The organism is Halomonas sp. FeN2 (assembly GCF_020595105.1).
Lineage (GTDB): Bacteria > Pseudomonadota > Gammaproteobacteria > Pseudomonadales > Halomonadaceae > Vreelandella > Vreelandella neptunia.
Genome location: NZ_CP074200.1, coordinates 482,145 through 498,219 on the forward strand (window position 1 = coordinate 482,145; position 16,075 = coordinate 498,219).

The following is a 16,075-nucleotide window of genomic DNA, read 5'->3' on the forward strand; positions in this document are numbered from 1 at the left end:
GTAATCACGCTATTGTTAGGGTCAGACGCTGATTAATCGGATCAACAAGGTTCCGAATCATCTTTAGTGTAGAACACAAAATCATTTCCGGATGTGAGGATTTTTCTTTGCTAAGGTGGGTGACTCAATCTATTCATTATTGGGGTTCATATGCGCATCCTATTCACCGGCGGCAGTGGCAAGGCTGGCCGTCATGCGACCGCTTATCTTCGCGATCAAGGCCATCGAGTCACTAATCTGGATTGGGTGGCGTCTGATGTGCCCGGTATTGCTACCCTGAAAACCGATCTGACCGATGCTGGGCAAGTGTTTAATGCCTGCCAAGCCTACGCTGGATTCGATGAGCTGGAACCTGGCACCGGCGTGCCGCGCTATGATGCGATTGTTCACTTTGCGGCCATACCCGCCATCCTGCATCGGCCAGACAACGAGACCTACCGCATCAATACGCTAAGTACCTACAACATTCTTGATGCCGCCACCAAGCTGGGCATTCCCAAGGTCATCTTTGCCTCTAGTGAGACCACCTACGGTGTCTGTTTCGCTGATGGCGAGCAAAAACCCGACTACTTGCCCGTCGATGAAGAGCACCCCACCGTGCCTCAAGATAGCTACGCCATGAGCAAGGTAGTCAACGAAGCAACGGCACGCTCCTTCCAGGCGCGCTCGGGCATCGATATCTACGGCCTGCGCATCAACAACGTTATCGAGCCCCACGAGTACCGTCAGAACTTCCCAGCCTACATGGACGACCCTGCCCTGCGTCGCCGCAATATCTTCGCCTATATCGACGCCCGCGACCTGGGCCAGATGGTCGATTGCTGCCTGAAAACGGATGGCCTCGGCTACCAGGTGTTTAACGTCGCCAATGACGATCTGTCGGTTAGCCTGAGCAACGCCCAGGTGATCGAACGCTTTTACTCCGGCGTGCCTATCAAGCGTGAAATGAGCGAATTCGAAACCTTCTACTGCATTGATAAGGCCCGTCGTCTGGTCGGTTTCGAACCACGCCACTCCTGGCGGGAAGAGCTGGAGCAGTAGGTATTACCCCTTTATCGGCACAAACACCGGCGCACCATCCACCTCTACCACCGCTAGCTTTTGGCGGTAGAGGTTTTCCAGCGCGCTGGGCACCAACATGCTATCCCGAGTACCCCAGCACGCCTCGCCATTGGTATACAGCAGCAGCACATGGTCGCACCAGCGGGCAGCCAGGTTGAGGTCGTGTAAGCACATGATGACCGCCTGCCCCTGATTGGCCTGTTCTGCCATCAGTGCCATCACGGCGCTCTGGTGGTGAAGATCCAGATGATTGGTGGGTTCGTCGGCCAGCCACACATTGGGCGCTTGAGTCAGTACCGTGGCAATGGCCACACGCTGGCGCTCTCCGCCGGAAAGTGTGCTTACCAAACGGTCGCGAAGGTGCGCCACATCCAGGCGCTCAAGGGCGTCTTCCGCACGAGCGTAGTCTTCAGCCCCCTCCATCTGCCAGGGCGATAAATAAGGGTGACGACCAATCAGCGCAGTTTCCAGCACGGTTGCTGGAAACCCATCCTGGCGATCTTGAAACACCAACCCCAAACACTGGGCGATATGCCGGCGGCGCAGCTGACCAAGCACTGACTCGTTGAGCTGAACGCTGCCCGAACGTGGGGCATGCAGCCCCGCCAAAGTATGCAGCAGCGTGGTTTTACCCGCCCCGTTAGGGCCCAACACACCCCACACTTGTCCCGGTTCAACAGTTAAATTAAGCGGTGTGCCACCTTCACGTCCCGGCACGTCGATGATGAGGTCTCGGGTAGCCAGTACGCTCATCAGCGGCTCCGGTAGAGCAGAAACAGGAAGGTGGGCACGCCCAACAGCGCAGTGATCACGCCTACGGGCAGCTGTTCCGGAGCGATCATGGTGCGGGCTAGTGTGTCCGCCAACACCAATAGCGTGCCCCCCGCCAACGCACAGGCGGGCAGTATCAGCCTCTGGTCGTTGCCTAACAGCAGGCGCAGCATATGCGGCACCACTAAACCGACAAAGCCAATGCTGCCTGCGGTAGTCACTGCCGCAGCAGTCAGCAGGCTGGCGGCAATGTAGATACACCATTCAAGCGGCCTGACGGCAACGCCCAGCGCGGCGGCTTGCTGCGGGCCACGGGCCAACACATTCAGGCTGCGCCCAAGCGGAATCAGCACCACGCAGGTGGCCAGTAACAGCAGTAGCGGCGGCCAAGGCGTACGCGCATAGGAGAGATCGCCCATGAGCCAGTAGAGCATACCCGGCAGACGTTCGGCGGGGCTCATCGCCAGCATTAGGGTAATCACTGCGCCCCACCCCGCTGCCACCACCACGCCCGTTAGCAGCAACCGCGAAGGCGTCCAACCGCCGCTGCCGTGGGCCAAACCAAAAACTAAAAACGTCGAAAATAGCGCGCCGCCAAATGCCGAGCCTGAAATCGCCAGCCCGCCTAGCCCTCCCAGCATGGCTGCCAGTGCGCCAATCGAGGCGCCACCGGAAAGACCAAGCACGTAAGGGTCTGCCAGGGGGTTACGCAGCAACACCTGCATCAATGCACCGGCTACCGCCAGCAAGCCACCCACCGCAAAGGCACTTAGCGCTCTGGGCAAGCGCAGCTCGATCACCATGGTGCGCGCCAAGGCATCGCCCTGGCCCTGCACATTGTCACCCATCAACACCTGCCAAATTTGCGCAGGAGAGAGTTGCGCACTGCCGACACCCATGGCGAGGATCAGCGAAGCCAAGGCCGCTAGAAGTAGCAGGCTCAGCGGCAGACCCAGGCGTGCGAGCATTAACTGCGCCCACGTTTCTGGCGGGCGATATCGAGCTTCTCACAGAGGATCTGGGTGCCCTCCATCAGTCGCGGCGTGGGCCGTTGAATCAGTGAGGGCGGCACAAAAAAGAGGTTATCTTCCGCAACTGCCGTCAAGTTGGGATACTGTTCCCAGTGCGTCAGCCAGTGGCGATTCTCTTCCCCCATGCCACCGGCCACAATCGCTTCTGGATTGGCTGCCAGCACGGCTTCATCATCGATACGCGGCACCAGGCGTGCCTGTTCGCCAAATACATTTTCACCGCCACAAATCTCAACCACTTGGCCGATCAGGTGCTGGTCGTTAACGCTCATTAGCGGCTCATCCCACACTTGGTAAAATGTGGTTACCGGCTCGCGATCCCGATAGCGCTCTTCAATGGCCGCCATGGTAGTGCGGAAATTGTCGGCCACTGCTTGTCCCGCTGTTTCTGTGCCTGCCAACCTTGCCAAGCGCTCAATGGTGCTGGCCACGCCCTCTACATCGCGGGGCTCGATATAGAACACTGGCATGCCCAGGGCTTCAAGGGTTTCAAGCTGTTCGGCGGGGTTACCCGTCACCCAACCAATCACTAGATCGGGAGCAAGCCCCACCAGCTTTTCTAAATCAATTCGGGTATGGCTGCCCACTGACGCCACTTGTTTGGCTTCCGGGGGATAGTCGCTATACGAGACGACGGCGACCACTTGATCTCCTGCGCCAGCCGCATAAGTCAGCTCGGTTGCGCCAGGTGAGAGCGTAGCAATACGCCGAGCAGCATTGTGAAGACAGACCTCACGGTCACGGTCATCTACTACGCATCGCGAGTGCTCGTGTGCAGAAGCAACAGACGCCATCAACAGCAGCGCGAGGCCCAGGGCCCCGCGCGCAACACCACTTTTTCTATTGACCAAAGTGAACACTCAGGAACCCTGCTCGGCCAGCGTTGATGTAATCACGGGTGGTTGAATACTCTTTATCAAAGGCATTTTCTAGCGTAACACGAGCGCTCCAGAGTGGCGCAAACCGCCAGCCTGCGCGCAGGTTAACCAGCCCATAGCCTCCTAAACGCTGGGTATTGGTGGTGTTATCGTAACGGTAACTCTGCGCGACTAGGGAACCCCCCAACGACCAATCGCCAAGCTCCCGATCTGCATCCAAACGCACACTCTGGGTGGCCCGGCGCGCCAATCGATTGCCGGTTGCCCGGTCTTCCGGATCCAGGTAGGTGAAGGCAGCTTGGAGTGTCCAGTCGTTGACCTCGACGCCGCTTGACAGCTCGGCGCCGCGTATACGCGCGCTGTTAACATTTTGCGGCGCCCATAAGCCACTCGACGTTGGCGCCCAGGCAATCATATCGTCGTAGTCGTTTTGGAAGGCAGCTAGATCCCAGAACCACTGGTTGTATTGGCCTCGAACGCCCACCTCGACGGTTTCAGACTTTTCTGGATTGAGATTAGGGTTACCCGAATCCGGCCAATAAAGGTCATTAAAGCTCGGTGCTTTAAATGCGGTGCCCACACTGGCACGAAGAGTGTGGTAGCTATCCAAATCGTAACCTATCGCCAGGCTACCGGTAACTTCATCGCCATAGGCTTCGTTATCGTCGTAACGCAGGCTTGCTTGAAGGGCGAACGGCGAAAAGTCGAGTAACCCTTGGGTAAACACTGCTTTGTTATCACGGCTGGTAACGTCAAAATCGTTGGTGCTTGAAACGCGGTCTTCGCTAATTTCAGCGCCTGCGATCAACTCATGAGCGCCAAACTGAATGTTGTTCTGCCAACGGGCGGTTTGTGTGCGGGTATCAATAACGGAGGCGCCGAAATTATCGATTGTGTCCAACTCATCGCGGGCTTCGCTAAGGGTCAGTCGACTCTGCCAGGTATCAGTTACCGGCAACTCAGCGTAGACGCCTGCCACCTGCTGGACGAAGTCATTCTCTCCACCGTCATATTCGTTGTTACCACGTGCGCGCATTGCCAACACGCCGACTTCAGCGCCACTCTCAAAGGTATGCGCAACACGGGCTAGCGCCGAGGTATTGTCGTAGCCTTTGTCTTCACCACCCCGACGAATGGGCTGGCCATCGGTATTGAAATGGCTAGCGGCAAAGCTGTAACGCGTGCCCCCCTCGCGCCCTGAAACGCCTGCGCTTAACCGCTGGGTATTGAATGAACCACCGCCGACTGAAATTCTCGGTTGCGGCCCCTCTTCGTCACCATCAGGGGTAAAAAGCTGTATCACGCCGCCGACGGCATCCGCACCATAAAGGCTACCGCGGGGGCCGCGCACAATCTCAGCACGGTCAAACATACGCGGATCTAAATACTGAAATGCAGCACCGCCCGCCGTAGCGGATCGCAGCCGAATACCATCAATCATGAGCACGGAGGCATCGCTGGGCGCCCCGCGTAGATAAACGCTGCTGTTTTTGCCAAAGCTGCCATTACTCGTGACATCAACCCCCGGCTGGCCGCGCAGAAGATCGGTCAGGCTGATGGGGTCTTGGCGGCGGAAAGTCGCTTCATCCAGCACGCTAACGGAAGAGAGGCTTTCGTTGGCGGTGCGGGGCGCTAACGCAGCGGTCACGACCACAGGATCGAGCATAGCTAAATCGGTCGTTGTTTCGGCGTATTGCGCCTCGGCTTGGATGTGAAAGGCTAACGGTAAAGCAGCCATACTAAACGCCGCCCGTTTGGCGGTAATGTGGAAACGGAGGTTCATGGAGGATCCCTTGCACGCTGGGCTCACCCGCACAGCGCAGTTTTTTTGACCGAACGGAGGATCAAACAAGGGAGTCTCGGTCGCACGGCATGATCGCATCGCGCCACCGTTAATCGCCCTGAGAGCGCCCACCGCGCCTCGGCATATATCGGTTCAGGTTGAACCATTACTCTCGGGCCGGTCTCCGGGCTGACGAGCGAAAGACGTCTTCATTCTTTCCGAACGACCACCTTCCCGTGCTTGAGCACAGTGGCGTCTTAGCCGTTCTTATCTCGATCACCGTTGCGGGGGCAGCGTTGGAATCACGCAAAGCGTTCACCAACTTCCCGTTTCACTAGCGGCTTTAATCCACCGCCAGCACCTGAGAGTGGGCGTAAGCTAGCAACTTGTTGGAGGGTGGTCAATTCTCAAGGGTACCCTCCTTGATGCGGGTATCCCGTTAAACTCAGATAGACGCCAAGCCATTCGCTCATTTGAAATTAGCACCCAGCTTCAATCATCTGTTTTATTTTTAGCGCTTTTTCAAAGTGATCCAGCTTGTGGGTTCCTCTCCACCATGTCGCCACTTCCATAAGAAGCTCTGGATCATCATTTTTATTTGCAAAGAAAGCATAGAAAGAAAGCCCTACCGCCTCCCCCTTAGTGTTTATTTTATGGGCACAGACGGCAGCAATTTTTTCTCTCAATTCGGGTCTCACTCACTTACTCCATATTGGCAAAGCAAAATCCCTCAGTCAGCCTCTGGGCACCCATGTAAAAAGGAATATTTTACTTTTCAAAATCAGCGATTTAGATATTTTTCTGTTTTTCATATTGCTTAATGAGCTTGTATGCCATCGCTTACTAATTCAAAATCGAATTCATAGTCAACAACCGTGGTCGACCCCTTGTACCAAATCTCAACGGTTTCCGGCTGACCATGAAAATAGTAAACATCCACTGGCGTTCGCCGCGGCTGGTTATTGAAATAGGTGTCTTGCATTATTTCTGCCAAGTACCCCTGGCCGTCCTTCACGAACACCTGGTTTCTGCGCTCAGTATGTTCGTCACGCACCTCTGCAACTTCACGTGGTTCAAACACAGCATAATCGATAACTAACTGATTTCCGTTCAGCGTCATACCTGCTGGAAGCTCGTCTTTGGCAAAGCTGTCCTTAATCAGATTCGGCGCGACTAGCATCGGTAGCGTGCCTTTGACGCGCACTGGAGTCTCGGTGAATCGCTCAGGACTATAATCCAGCCGCCCGAACCTTCGCGGGTACACAGCGCCCAACCCTCTGTCACCTTCCTTGTATTCAAAGGCAACCACCTCACTTTCGTTCTCGTTCGGCTCGCGCGCTTCAACTCTATCACCCTGCGAATCATAAAATTCAAATGTACCCATCACATGCAAAGCGCCTGCGCGCTCCTCTTTTTTCAAAAAAAGATCGCTTTGCACCGGTGGGTAAAACCAGCCGATCTGGCCTGAGTGTTCCCTATTTGGGTCTAAGCCCTCACCCTCTTCATGCCACTGGATCGTTTTGATCCGCTCTTGCATCAGCGCATCATCCAGCTCAACAGTAGGTAGTTTGTGTTCCTCACGGGTACTATACACTGGCGCCGTGGGCGGAATTTCAGGTAAAGCGTCCAGATTGCCGTCATCAACCGTCAACGGATGCGGAAAATTGTGCACTGGCAACTCCAGTTCATGGCTTACCGATTCACTCTCTTCGGTATAGACCATCAGGGTGACGCGTGCTTTGTCGACAATGCCACTGAACGCCCGGCCCAAAAATAACTTACGGCCCTGCTCCTCACGCAGGGTATCGCGCATCGTTTCAAGTTCGCTACGCGCCACGGCTTCGTCTAAAGTCCCCTGTTCTGCCCGCTGGTAGAGGTCGTCCAATAGCTCGTGAATACGTTGAGCGCGGTTAGTCGGTGCTCGCTCAGTTGCACGCCAGGCAAGATACTGGCCATGGGCATCAACAGCTTCGGCAAGGATATCCCTATTACCAAAGTTCATCGGTGTGCCTTCCTCGGCATCCACCTCAATCTCATAGCGCCCATTCGCGAACTCCAACAGGGTCACTAAATAGCCCCCTTGCTCGGCTGTTTTACCAACATCATCAGCAGTAAACTCAAACTCAAGCAGAGCGGTTGGCAAGTCCGCATGAAATTCGCCGCTCACTGTGAGTGGCTGCGGATCATCGGCAGTAAAAGGCGCCTTGAAACAAAAACTCTCACCGGTGTACACGACGTCGGCGGTTTCCCGCTGCTGGTTCGTAACCTCTGGAAGTTCTAACGTGCGGCCGTCCTCAAATGCCATCTGCGGAAAGTCCAGATAATGACGAAATGGAAATTCAAATCCCTGACTCAATTTCAAACCATGGTGATCCGAATACCCCATGCATTGGGGGTGGTCATAGCTACTGAAAGCCAGCAAGCTTTGCACATAAGTGTCCGTCAAATCAGCGAGGTCTGCATAGTCCTCCAGCCGCAACAACCATGGCTGAGTGTACTGAAATTGATCGGGAACCATATGGAAAGGAATAAGATTCAACATATCGAAGTAATTTGAATGCTGCTCTTGCCACAATAGTTGCGCCAGCGCCTTGTCTTCAAGACCATCTAATACAGCTTTACGGTCGTCGTTAATAGCTTCCAGCCGATCAAACTGCTCTTTCACACTGCTTGGTTCCCGCTCAGCTTCCTTACCTTCTACACAGCCAGTGACCAGCAGTGCACTGACTAGTGTAACCATCCATTTTCTTTGCATGCTATTAACTCCCCCGCCCTTATTTATGCTGATTAGCAGTTTGAATTCACCGACTAAAACGTCATCGTCTCTACGAAGATTTTTCAATTTTAAACGCCAATCAAGTGGTATAAATCACCTACTCTTCACCTATCTGAAACCAAAAAGATAAAAAGAGTTTTTCTGCTATCAAGTCAGATATCGACTGCATAAAAAAGCCATAGCCGGGATCGGTCTCTAACGCTTTCATTTCCAGCACAATCTCTCTGATCCTGAATTCAACTAATAAGTGCAGCACCTGCGGTTTCTAGTGCTCCTGAGCATTCACCTAAGAAAACTGAGGCTGGATGACAGCTTTATCGAAGGTGTCATGCATCAGGTGCTTGATGCCCTACCCTACCTAGGGGCTTTAGAAACAGTCAGCTTTTTGAGCGACCACCCACCTATGTAGACGTGCAGGCAATAATTTCAACGCCGTTATTCGGCAACGTGGCCAGTACACCGAAAGCACAAGCAAGCCAACACCCACTAACAATCCAGTAATTGCAAAACCTAGACTTATCACGCCGTACTCGGCTAACACCTGATTATAAGTGAATACAAACCCGCTCATCGCTGACAGCATTAAAGCGCGTCTGTCGACCCATAATGAGATTAGAGCGAAAACCGTATAGATCAATGTCGCGCCTATCGCATGCCTGAGCGTGAGGGAATCCACGCCGAGGAATAACAGCTCCAATTCGCCGACTAACAGATCATTTTCCCTACAGAGGCGTTTAAACCAGGTGGTTAAGTCCATATTTAAACGCTATGCCTCGTTCAAATGATAATAATCATTCACTCTTCACTTATTTGAAACCACTCGGACAAGAAAGGATCTTCTTCGATTAAATCAGGTGTAGGCTGCACCAAAAAGCCATAGCCAGGATCGATCTCTAACGCTTTCTTTTCCTGCACAATCGCTCTAATTACCTCGAGGGATGGTTTTTTCTTAACGTCTTCCTGCTCTTCTTCAGAGCAAGTCGACCAGAGATGCACGCCTAACGCCGTGTACCAAATACTGATCAACTCACGGTCATTTTGGGCTGCGGCAGCAATCATCACTTCTTTTACCATGTCTACAATATCTATCGCTGCTGGCGGCAGTGCCTCGTTACCCGTAAGCACGCCTAAATCGACAAATCGTTGCCAGAGCAGCGAGCCGGCATCACAAAATAAATGGGGTGGTTTAACATACCCTGCGGCCGGGTTTGTCTGACTATGCCACTTTTCTTCTGGATGAAGATTTACAAAGGTAAAATCTTGAATACTATCAAAAAATGCTTTATGAGCTGAATATTCAGGATGCTGTTCAATGTTAAATTGATATACAAACCTATGCTTCAGAAGGGTATCGATAACCCTCAAGTGAGTAAAACCAGTATCCCAACTTTCTTGAAATTGATAGAGATTCCAGAATAAAGAGCGCTGCTCGAAACTGCCGTGCTCACCAGCTTGGTCAAGACAGTTGACCGACATTTCAACCAGATCTTCAAATTCATGCATCGACATTTATCAATTCCTTATGTGCCGACTAGTGGTTAATCGACGTAGTGTGGACTGCCTGCATCGTCTATATTCAGCACTCTACAGCTTAAAATAAGACGCAAGCTTTAAGGCTTTTAGTTACCTGGTGACCGCGCTATAACTCGCTACTGTGATGACTACTTTGAGGATGAGAGGCAAGTTATTGTCGCGCATCCAATGTTCGTTCATGGCCTTAGTAACGGAGTCGTGAGCATCTTCAGCCAATCAATATGGGCTTCTTCACCTCAGTGCATCGACATGTTCAAGCCAATAAGTTCTTCTCTCGCGAACATACTCTTGTCGTAGCTGGCTATTTGGTAGCGCGCTTCTAGCGAATCAATATCCCATGATAGTTCGATAGAATTTTTCGTTACCAGTGACAGTCGCTCCGTGGATCATTCACTGCTCATGAGAATTGACTAAGATAGCGAATCAAAAGTTAAACACAACCTTTAAAGGATAAATCCTGGGCAAGTCACAGCGATCTCTTACACGCGTAAGAGATCGCTTACAAAATTTTAAGCAATGGCTTACAAAGCCAATGAAAATCATCAAATGGCTGGGGCATCGAACTCAGTCAGCTACTTAACCGCCATCACCAAACCATGCCGCACATACCACACCTGCTCAGCCTGGGCAGTGGCATCCTGAACGAACCAGCCATTGAGGTCACGTAAGCGGCGCTGTTCGGGCTGCATGGGCACAATCCCACGGCCAACTTCGTTGGCAATGATGATTAACGGTGCATTTAGCTCTTCGGCGCGCTGGCAGAGTGCTGCCATATCGCTCTGCCACTGCTGGCGCAGGGTATCGTTATCCTCACGTTCGAGGGAAGCCCCAAGCCACTCAAGCACACCTGTGATAACAAGCGGCTTATCGGCTATTAGCGTTTGCTGGCTATCGCTGAAGGGCTTATCAGTATCCAGACGCCTCCATTTCGCAGTGGGAAAGCGTGCGGCTACGGCTTCGCGTTTGCCAGCGCAGGCACCGCCGATGAAGAGCTGCATTGCCATTCCCCTTTTCCATGTTCGTCTTGCTGATAAATAAGCTGCCAGCGCCTGCCTTGGGCCTGAAGCACGGTACCGTCCCAGAAGTGAATCGTTTCAAAGCGACGGCGTAGTTCTCGAATCACGCCGCCATGGGTGACGGCCAATACTTTTTTGTGTCCATCAGCGCGGGCATTAACCGCTAGGTCATGCAACCAAGCGTCTAAACGCTCTCGCAATTGGGCCGCCGATTCTCCGCCGGGAATTTGCAGCTCGCCCACGCTATCAATCCAGGCACGGTAATGGGGTAACTCTTTCAGCTCATCGTAAACTTTGCCTTCGTACTCGCCAAAATCGAGCTCGCGCAGGCGCGGTTCAAGCGATAGTGGCACGTTGGCCTTGGCTACTTCTGCCCACGCAAGGGTTTGCTGGCAGCGGTTAAGATCGCTTGAGTAGATGGCATCGAACCGCTCATCCACCAACGCGTCGCGCAGTTCCAGCAACCCTGCTTCAGCATCAGGAAACAGCAGCGGAATATCCTGCTGGCCTTGATAACGGCGCTCTAAATTCCAAGCGGTGATACCGTGGCGAACTGCCACCAGCTCCACAGTAAGATCAGTAGCCAAAGCTCTCCTCCTTCGATGGTGGCGCCTACCATATCGCCGTTAATGCCGTTAAACAGTCGCAACATTAGCCAGCGGATTAGTAACACGAAAACAGTAACCGTAAGCATCATCAACACTATCGCGGGCGCTAACAGGGCTATCAGCATGATCGGCACCAACGCTAGCGCCACATCCTGACCGCTAAGCGATTGCTGCCAGCTCCACGCCAAGCCCTTCTGCTGGGCGCAGGGTGTTAGCACCAGTAACGCAACGCCAGCCCAGCGCCCTAGCGCAGGCAGCATCAACAGCCACCACAAGGGAGCCTGATAGGCCAGCAATGCCCATAGCAGAACGCCCTTCCAGGCGAGCAAAAACAGTAGCGCTAGCATTCCAAAGCTGCCAATTTGCGGGTCTTTCATAATCTCCCAGCGGCGCGCCAGCGGCTGATTGCTGCCCAGCGCATCGGCGATGTCCATGACGCCATCCAAATGCAGCCCACCCGAGAGCGCCACCCACACGCTTAATATCGCCAGCGCGGTGATCGGCGTGGGAACGCTGTGCATAGCAAACGCTGTTAACGCCAGTACGCTCCCTATCATCAACCCCACTAATGGATAGGCGCGCACTGCCCAGCGCCGGGTATCGGGCGTCCAGGGAACGGCTATTGGAATCGGGACTCGGGTCAGAAACTGCAGCGCCAGCAGCACACCGAACAAGGCATTTTTCAAACGTTTACCTCCTTCTCATGCTTCCAGTCCTGATGCTTCCGCTTAATGGCACAGCCTGCGACCACTTCGAGTACAGAATCGGCCTCTGCCGCTATCCAGCAGTGAGCCCGCTGAAGAAACGCCAGATAGCGCCAGGTTTCAGCATCCGTAGGCGGCAACGCTTCGTTAATATCATTGGAGACAATCACTAGATAAAGGCTGCGCGCGCGGGCCTCAGCCAGTGCGTTAGCCAGCAACGCTAAGCCCTCTTCTTCGCATAGCCTGCTGGCGTACAGGACTTGGCTGGCCCAGAGGGTTACGCAGTCCAGCAGCACCGCGCTGCCATCAGGCACCTCGACGAGTGCCTGATCTATTGCCAGCGGTGCTTCTATGGTGATCCATTGAACGGTTTCACTCTGGCCGTTTCTAGTCTGCTGGTGTCGAGCCACCCGCTCAGCCATCTCTTCGTCGTACACCTCAGCAGTGGCCAGGTAATAACAGGGTGAGCTAGCCGCGGCGTCTACCACCCATTGCTCGGCGATATCACTTTTGCCGGAACGCGCCCCGCCGCTAACGAAGACAATCATGCCGTTCCTTTTTTCAAAACATTTTCCAAAACATGTTTCAACACGCTTATCAGCCGTCGATTAGCAGCGGTATCGCGCAGCGCTACCCGCAGCCAATCACCATTGAGCCCGGCAAAATTATGGGTATGACGCACTAAAATACCCCGACGTAGCAGCTGTTCAAATAACGCATCGCTGGTGATTGTCTGCGCGGCACTGGGCCGGATAAGAAAAAAACACGCCTGACTGGGTACGACTTCCAGCCCTAATTGAGCAAGCGCTTGAGCCATGCGCGAGCGCTCGCTGGCCAACCACCGCTGGGTGCGCCGGGCAAAGGCATCATCTGCCAGCAATGGTGCCACCAGTTCAGCCGCGAGGTGATTGACACTCCAAGGTGGCTGGTGAGCCTGTGCCGCTTGAACCGTGGCCGCATCCGCCAGCAGATAGCCCAACCGGAGACCCGGCAGGGTATAAAATTTGGTCATTGAGTGGAGCAGCATCAGATGCGGGTAGCGCACCAGCAGTGGTGCCAACGACGACGCTTGTGACGTCTCGCCCAGCGTCTCACCCACCATATCGATAAAGGCTTCATCGACCACAACGCGGCAACCAATCGCAGCGGTGTAATTCATCAGGTCTTCGATTGCTGAGATATCGATAAGCGTAGCGGTCGGATTATTGGGGCGGCATAGAAACAGCACATCGATATCGTTAAGCCCAGCCATTAGCGCGTCTACGTCCAGCGTAAAGTGCGGCGCGGGCAGCGCGATCTCACTGATTGAAAGCCCATGGGCGCGGCAAGCGCGGGCATACTCGCCAAAGCTTGGGGTAATAACCGCCGCTCGCTTACCCGCATGCAGTGCGGCGGCGAGGAAAATTGCCTCCGCACCGCCGTTGGTGAGCAGTACGTGTTCGGGCTGAAGCTGGTGATGGGTGGCGATGGCCTGACGTGCAGCGGCGTAGTCCGGCGCGGGGTAGCGTTCAAGACCTGCCAGTTGCTTAGCCAGCCAATCGCTAACCCAGGCCGGAGGCCCCAAGGGGTTAAGGTTGGCGCTGAAATCTTCCAGGCGGTGATCGGCGGGCAAGCCGAAGTGCGCTAGTAGCGCCTCTGCTTGGCCGCCGTGCGCGGGCCATGGAGAGCTGGGCGACATAAATTGACTCATAGTAGCCCCTTAAAAATGAATGACATGCCCGCTATCACCACAACTGACAGCAACATAAACAGCAGCCAGGCGCCATGCATTAAGCGCAACGTGGAAGTGATATGGCTGACCCTTAGCACTTCAAACGGCTCGCCTAGGGTCGCGCGGTGAGACACCACACCTTGATAGACATTGGTGCCGCCCAGTTGAACACCCAGTAGCCTTGCCACCATGGCCTCCGGCCAGCCTGCATTGGGGCTGGGGTGGCGCGGTGCATCACGGAAGGTGCCCCACAGTGCGCCTTGCCAGCGCAATCGTACAACACCGGCAAGACTTAATAGCAAGCCTGCGAGCCATAGACACAGCGCGGTTAAGCGTGCCGGTACCCAGTTGGCTAAATCGTCCAACTTGGCGGAGGCAAAGCCAAAATCGGCATAGCGCTGGTTTTTGTAGCCTACCATCGAATCAAGAGTATTGACTGCCTTGTAAGCCAGCGCTAGCGGCGCTCCGCCGATAAGCGCAAAAAATAGCGGCGCAGTAATACCGTCCACGGTGTTTTCCGCCACGGTTTCCACCGTGCCCCGGGTAATCTCCGCTTCGTCTAGATTTTGCGTATCGCGGCCGACAATCATCCCCAGCGCCTTACGGGCGGCAGGCAAATCGCCTTGAGTAAGCGGTTGGATCACGGCGCGGGCCGCATCGCCCAGGCCTTTGATCGCCAGCGCAGTAGAGAGCAGCCAAAGCTCGGCGATCAGCGCTAACCCAGGGTGCAAGCGCTCCAGCAGTGCCAGCGCTAGCCAGCTAATAGCCCATACGCCGCCGACGACAATAGTGGTTAGCAGAAAGCCACTAACTCTGCGTTGCTGCGCGGTGCCACGATTCCACAGCCGCTCAAAAGCGCTGATAAAGCGCCCCATCAGCACCACCGGATGTGGCAGCGAGCGAGGATCGCCAACCACTAAATCAATGGCGATCGCGAAGATGATCAGCACAATGCCGCCAAAAGTGGCGCCTGGGATCATGATGATGCCTTATCGCTAACACCGGCATCGGTAAAGGTAGCCATTTCCGCCACCATCGCTGTCGCCGTTTGCAGCAATGGATACGCCAGCGCAGCACCACTGCCTTCGCCTAGCCGCATGCCCATATCGAGCAGCGGCTTGGCCTCCAGCGCTTTTAATGCCACATCGTGACCTGGCTCCTGGGAGCGATGGCCAAAAATCAGATAGCCACGCACGGCGGGACAGATTCGGCAGGCGGTTAGCGCGGCGACGGTGGCAATAAAGCCATCCACAATGGCCGGTAACCGCTGGGCCGCTGCGGCCAGATAAGCGCCGGTCATAGCGGCTATTTCGAGGCCACCCAACTTGCCCAGCACCTCTAAAGGCGCCTGAGCGTTAGCGCTGCGCGCAGCAATAGCGCGTTCAATCACCGCCACTTTGTGCGCCTGCTGCTGTGGGTTAATCCCGGTTCCTGCGCCCACCACGCTTGCCACTGACTCACCCGTCAGCACTGCCAGCATTGCACTGCTGGCGGTGGTATTGGCAATGCCCATTTCGCCAACAATAAGGCACTTTGCACCTGCCCTTTTTGCTCTGTTAACGGCCGCAACACCCACATCAATCGCGGCGATGCCTTGATCAAATTGCATCGCGTCCTCTACCACCATATTGGCGGTGCCTTGGCGCACTCTGGCCGAGGTCACCCCAGGCAGTGTTAAAGGCGAAGCAACGCCCACATCCACAATCTCGACCTGAGCACCTATCTGACGGGCAAAGACATTAATTGCCGCCCCACCGTTGGCAAAGTTGGCTACCATCTGGGCGGTCACTGCTTGGGGAAAGGCTGACACGCCTTCAGCAGCGACCCCGTGATCGGCGGCAAACACAACCACCGCAGGCGGCGTTACGCTGGGCTTGAGCTCACCGGTGATGGCGCTCAGTTGAATAGCCAGCTCTTCCAAGGCACCCAAACTACCTGGCGGCTTGGTCAGTGTATCCAAGTAGCGACGCGCCTCCTCACCGGCATTGAGATCAACTGACTGAATGTGGTCAACAATGGCGTGCATGCAGGCTCCAGCCCACTAGGGGTCATCAAACATTCAAAGGCAAAGCGCAAAATGGTAGCAAAAGCCTGAGTGCTATACTTGCTATTTCATTAGCGGGTCTTCCACCCTGTCAGGATGTTAAGGCTTCATTTAGATATTTCGAGTGGCGTACTTGCCACCTTATATTCGAGTAATAA

Annotated in this window: 15 protein-coding genes and 1 riboswitch; of the genes, 1 reads left to right on the forward strand and 14 read right to left on the reverse strand. The window is 54.6% G+C overall.

The window, feature by feature from the left end; translation table 11 throughout:
- Positions 1–150 precede the first annotated feature (150 nt).
- Positions 151–1,041, forward strand: coding sequence for an NAD-dependent epimerase/dehydratase family protein (locus tag KF947_RS02335; protein ID WP_133732598.1), 891 nt, complete (start codon positions 151–153; stop codon positions 1,039–1,041).
- Positions 1,042–1,044: 3 nt separating this feature from the next.
- Here KF947_RS02335 and KF947_RS02340 read toward each other — a convergent pair whose 3' ends face one another.
- The 14 genes from KF947_RS02340 to cobT form a co-directional block, all read right to left on the reverse strand.
- On the reverse strand, positions 1,045–1,815 hold the full coding sequence (locus KF947_RS02340; protein ID WP_227405341.1) for an ABC transporter ATP-binding protein: 771 nt from the start codon (positions 1,813–1,815) through the stop codon (positions 1,045–1,047).
- Positions 1,815–2,801: a FecCD family ABC transporter permease gene (locus tag KF947_RS02345; protein ID WP_208862707.1), complete on the reverse strand. Its 987-nt coding sequence runs from the start codon at positions 2,799–2,801 to the stop codon at positions 1,815–1,817. Before KF947_RS02345 ends, KF947_RS02340 begins: the two co-directional genes overlap by 1 nt.
- Positions 2,801–3,658 (reverse strand): cobalamin-binding protein, encoded by an 858-nt coding sequence (locus KF947_RS02350; protein WP_227405342.1) that lies wholly within the window; start codon positions 3,656–3,658, stop codon positions 2,801–2,803. Before KF947_RS02350 ends, KF947_RS02345 begins: the two co-directional genes overlap by 1 nt.
- A gap of 46 nt (positions 3,659–3,704) precedes the next feature.
- Positions 3,705–5,525, reverse strand: coding sequence for a TonB-dependent receptor domain-containing protein (locus tag KF947_RS02355; RefSeq protein WP_227405343.1), 1,821 nt, complete (start codon positions 5,523–5,525; stop codon positions 3,705–3,707).
- A gap of 157 nt (positions 5,526–5,682) precedes the next feature.
- A riboswitch (cobalamin riboswitch) is annotated at positions 5,683–5,905 on the reverse strand.
- A 99-nt stretch (positions 5,906–6,004) separates the two neighbouring features.
- A complete protein-coding gene (locus tag KF947_RS02360) occupies positions 6,005–6,223 on the reverse strand; it encodes a DUF6500 family protein (protein WP_133732602.1) in 219 nt (72 codons plus the stop codon).
- Positions 6,224–6,342: 119 nt separating this feature from the next.
- A complete protein-coding gene (locus KF947_RS02365) occupies positions 6,343–8,280 on the reverse strand; it encodes a hypothetical protein (RefSeq protein WP_227405344.1) in 1,938 nt (645 codons plus the stop codon).
- Between the two features lie 816 nt (positions 8,281–9,096).
- Positions 9,097–9,810 carry a hypothetical protein gene (locus KF947_RS02370; RefSeq protein ID WP_133732604.1) on the reverse strand — a complete coding sequence of 238 codons (714 nt, stop codon included), beginning with the start codon at positions 9,808–9,810 and terminating at the stop codon, positions 9,097–9,099.
- Between the two features lie 596 nt (positions 9,811–10,406).
- Positions 10,407–10,832, reverse strand: a complete 426-nt coding sequence (locus KF947_RS02375) for a bifunctional adenosylcobinamide kinase/adenosylcobinamide-phosphate guanylyltransferase (protein WP_227405345.1) — start codon at positions 10,830–10,832, stop codon at positions 10,407–10,409.
- Positions 10,784–11,437 (reverse strand): histidine phosphatase family protein, encoded by a 654-nt coding sequence (locus tag KF947_RS02380; protein ID WP_227405346.1) that lies wholly within the window; start codon positions 11,435–11,437, stop codon positions 10,784–10,786. The genes KF947_RS02375 and KF947_RS02380 overlap by 49 nt, the downstream gene beginning before the upstream one ends.
- Positions 11,374–12,144, reverse strand: a complete 771-nt coding sequence (gene cobS / locus KF947_RS02385; RefSeq protein WP_227405347.1) for an adenosylcobinamide-GDP ribazoletransferase — start codon at positions 12,142–12,144, stop codon at positions 11,374–11,376. The genes KF947_RS02380 and cobS overlap by 64 nt, the downstream gene beginning before the upstream one ends.
- Positions 12,141–12,710 (reverse strand): bifunctional adenosylcobinamide kinase/adenosylcobinamide-phosphate guanylyltransferase, encoded by a 570-nt coding sequence (locus KF947_RS02390; RefSeq protein ID WP_227405348.1) that lies wholly within the window; start codon positions 12,708–12,710, stop codon positions 12,141–12,143. Before KF947_RS02390 ends, cobS begins: the two co-directional genes overlap by 4 nt.
- Positions 12,707–13,852: a threonine-phosphate decarboxylase CobD gene (cobD, locus tag KF947_RS02395; RefSeq protein ID WP_133732609.1), complete on the reverse strand. Its 1,146-nt coding sequence runs from the start codon at positions 13,850–13,852 to the stop codon at positions 12,707–12,709. The genes KF947_RS02390 and cobD overlap by 4 nt, the downstream gene beginning before the upstream one ends.
- Positions 13,849–14,853 carry an adenosylcobinamide-phosphate synthase CbiB gene (gene cbiB / locus KF947_RS02400; RefSeq protein WP_227405349.1) on the reverse strand — a complete coding sequence of 335 codons (1,005 nt, stop codon included), beginning with the start codon at positions 14,851–14,853 and terminating at the stop codon, positions 13,849–13,851. Before cbiB ends, cobD begins: the two co-directional genes overlap by 4 nt.
- Complete coding sequence (gene cobT / locus KF947_RS02405) at positions 14,850–15,899, reverse strand: nicotinate-nucleotide--dimethylbenzimidazole phosphoribosyltransferase (RefSeq protein WP_227405350.1); 1,050 nt, start codon at positions 15,897–15,899, stop codon at positions 14,850–14,852. The genes cbiB and cobT overlap by 4 nt, the downstream gene beginning before the upstream one ends.
- Positions 15,900–16,075 lie beyond the last annotated feature (176 nt).

Coding starts and splice junctions, on each gene's coding strand:
- KF947_RS02335 (WP_133732598.1), top strand. CDS start 151: ATGCGCATCCTATTCACCGGCGGCAGTGGCAAGGCTGGCCGTCATGCG.
- KF947_RS02340 (WP_227405341.1), bottom strand. CDS start 1,815: ATGAGCGTACTGGCTACCCGAGACCTCATCATCGACGTGCCGGGACGT.
- KF947_RS02345 (WP_208862707.1), bottom strand. CDS start 2,801: ATGCTCGCACGCCTGGGTCTGCCGCTGAGCCTGCTACTTCTAGCGGCC.
- KF947_RS02350 (WP_227405342.1), bottom strand. CDS start 3,658: ATGGCGTCTGTTGCTTCTGCACACGAGCACTCGCGATGCGTAGTAGAT.
- KF947_RS02355 (WP_227405343.1), bottom strand. CDS start 5,525: ATGAACCTCCGTTTCCACATTACCGCCAAACGGGCGGCGTTTAGTATG.
- KF947_RS02365 (WP_227405344.1), bottom strand. CDS start 8,280: ATGCAAAGAAAATGGATGGTTACACTAGTCAGTGCACTGCTGGTCACT.
- KF947_RS02370 (WP_133732604.1), bottom strand. CDS start 9,810: ATGTCGATGCATGAATTTGAAGATCTGGTTGAAATGTCGGTCAACTGT.
- KF947_RS02375 (WP_227405345.1), bottom strand. CDS start 10,832: ATGCAGCTCTTCATCGGCGGTGCCTGCGCTGGCAAACGCGAAGCCGTA.
- KF947_RS02390 (WP_227405348.1), bottom strand. CDS start 12,710: ATGATTGTCTTCGTTAGCGGCGGGGCGCGTTCCGGCAAAAGTGATATC.
- cobD (WP_133732609.1), bottom strand. CDS start 13,852: ATGAGTCAATTTATGTCGCCCAGCTCTCCATGGCCCGCGCACGGCGGC.
- cbiB (WP_227405349.1), bottom strand. CDS start 14,853: ATGATCCCAGGCGCCACTTTTGGCGGCATTGTGCTGATCATCTTCGCG.
- cobT (WP_227405350.1), bottom strand. CDS start 15,899: ATGCACGCCATTGTTGACCACATTCAGTCAGTTGATCTCAATGCCGGT.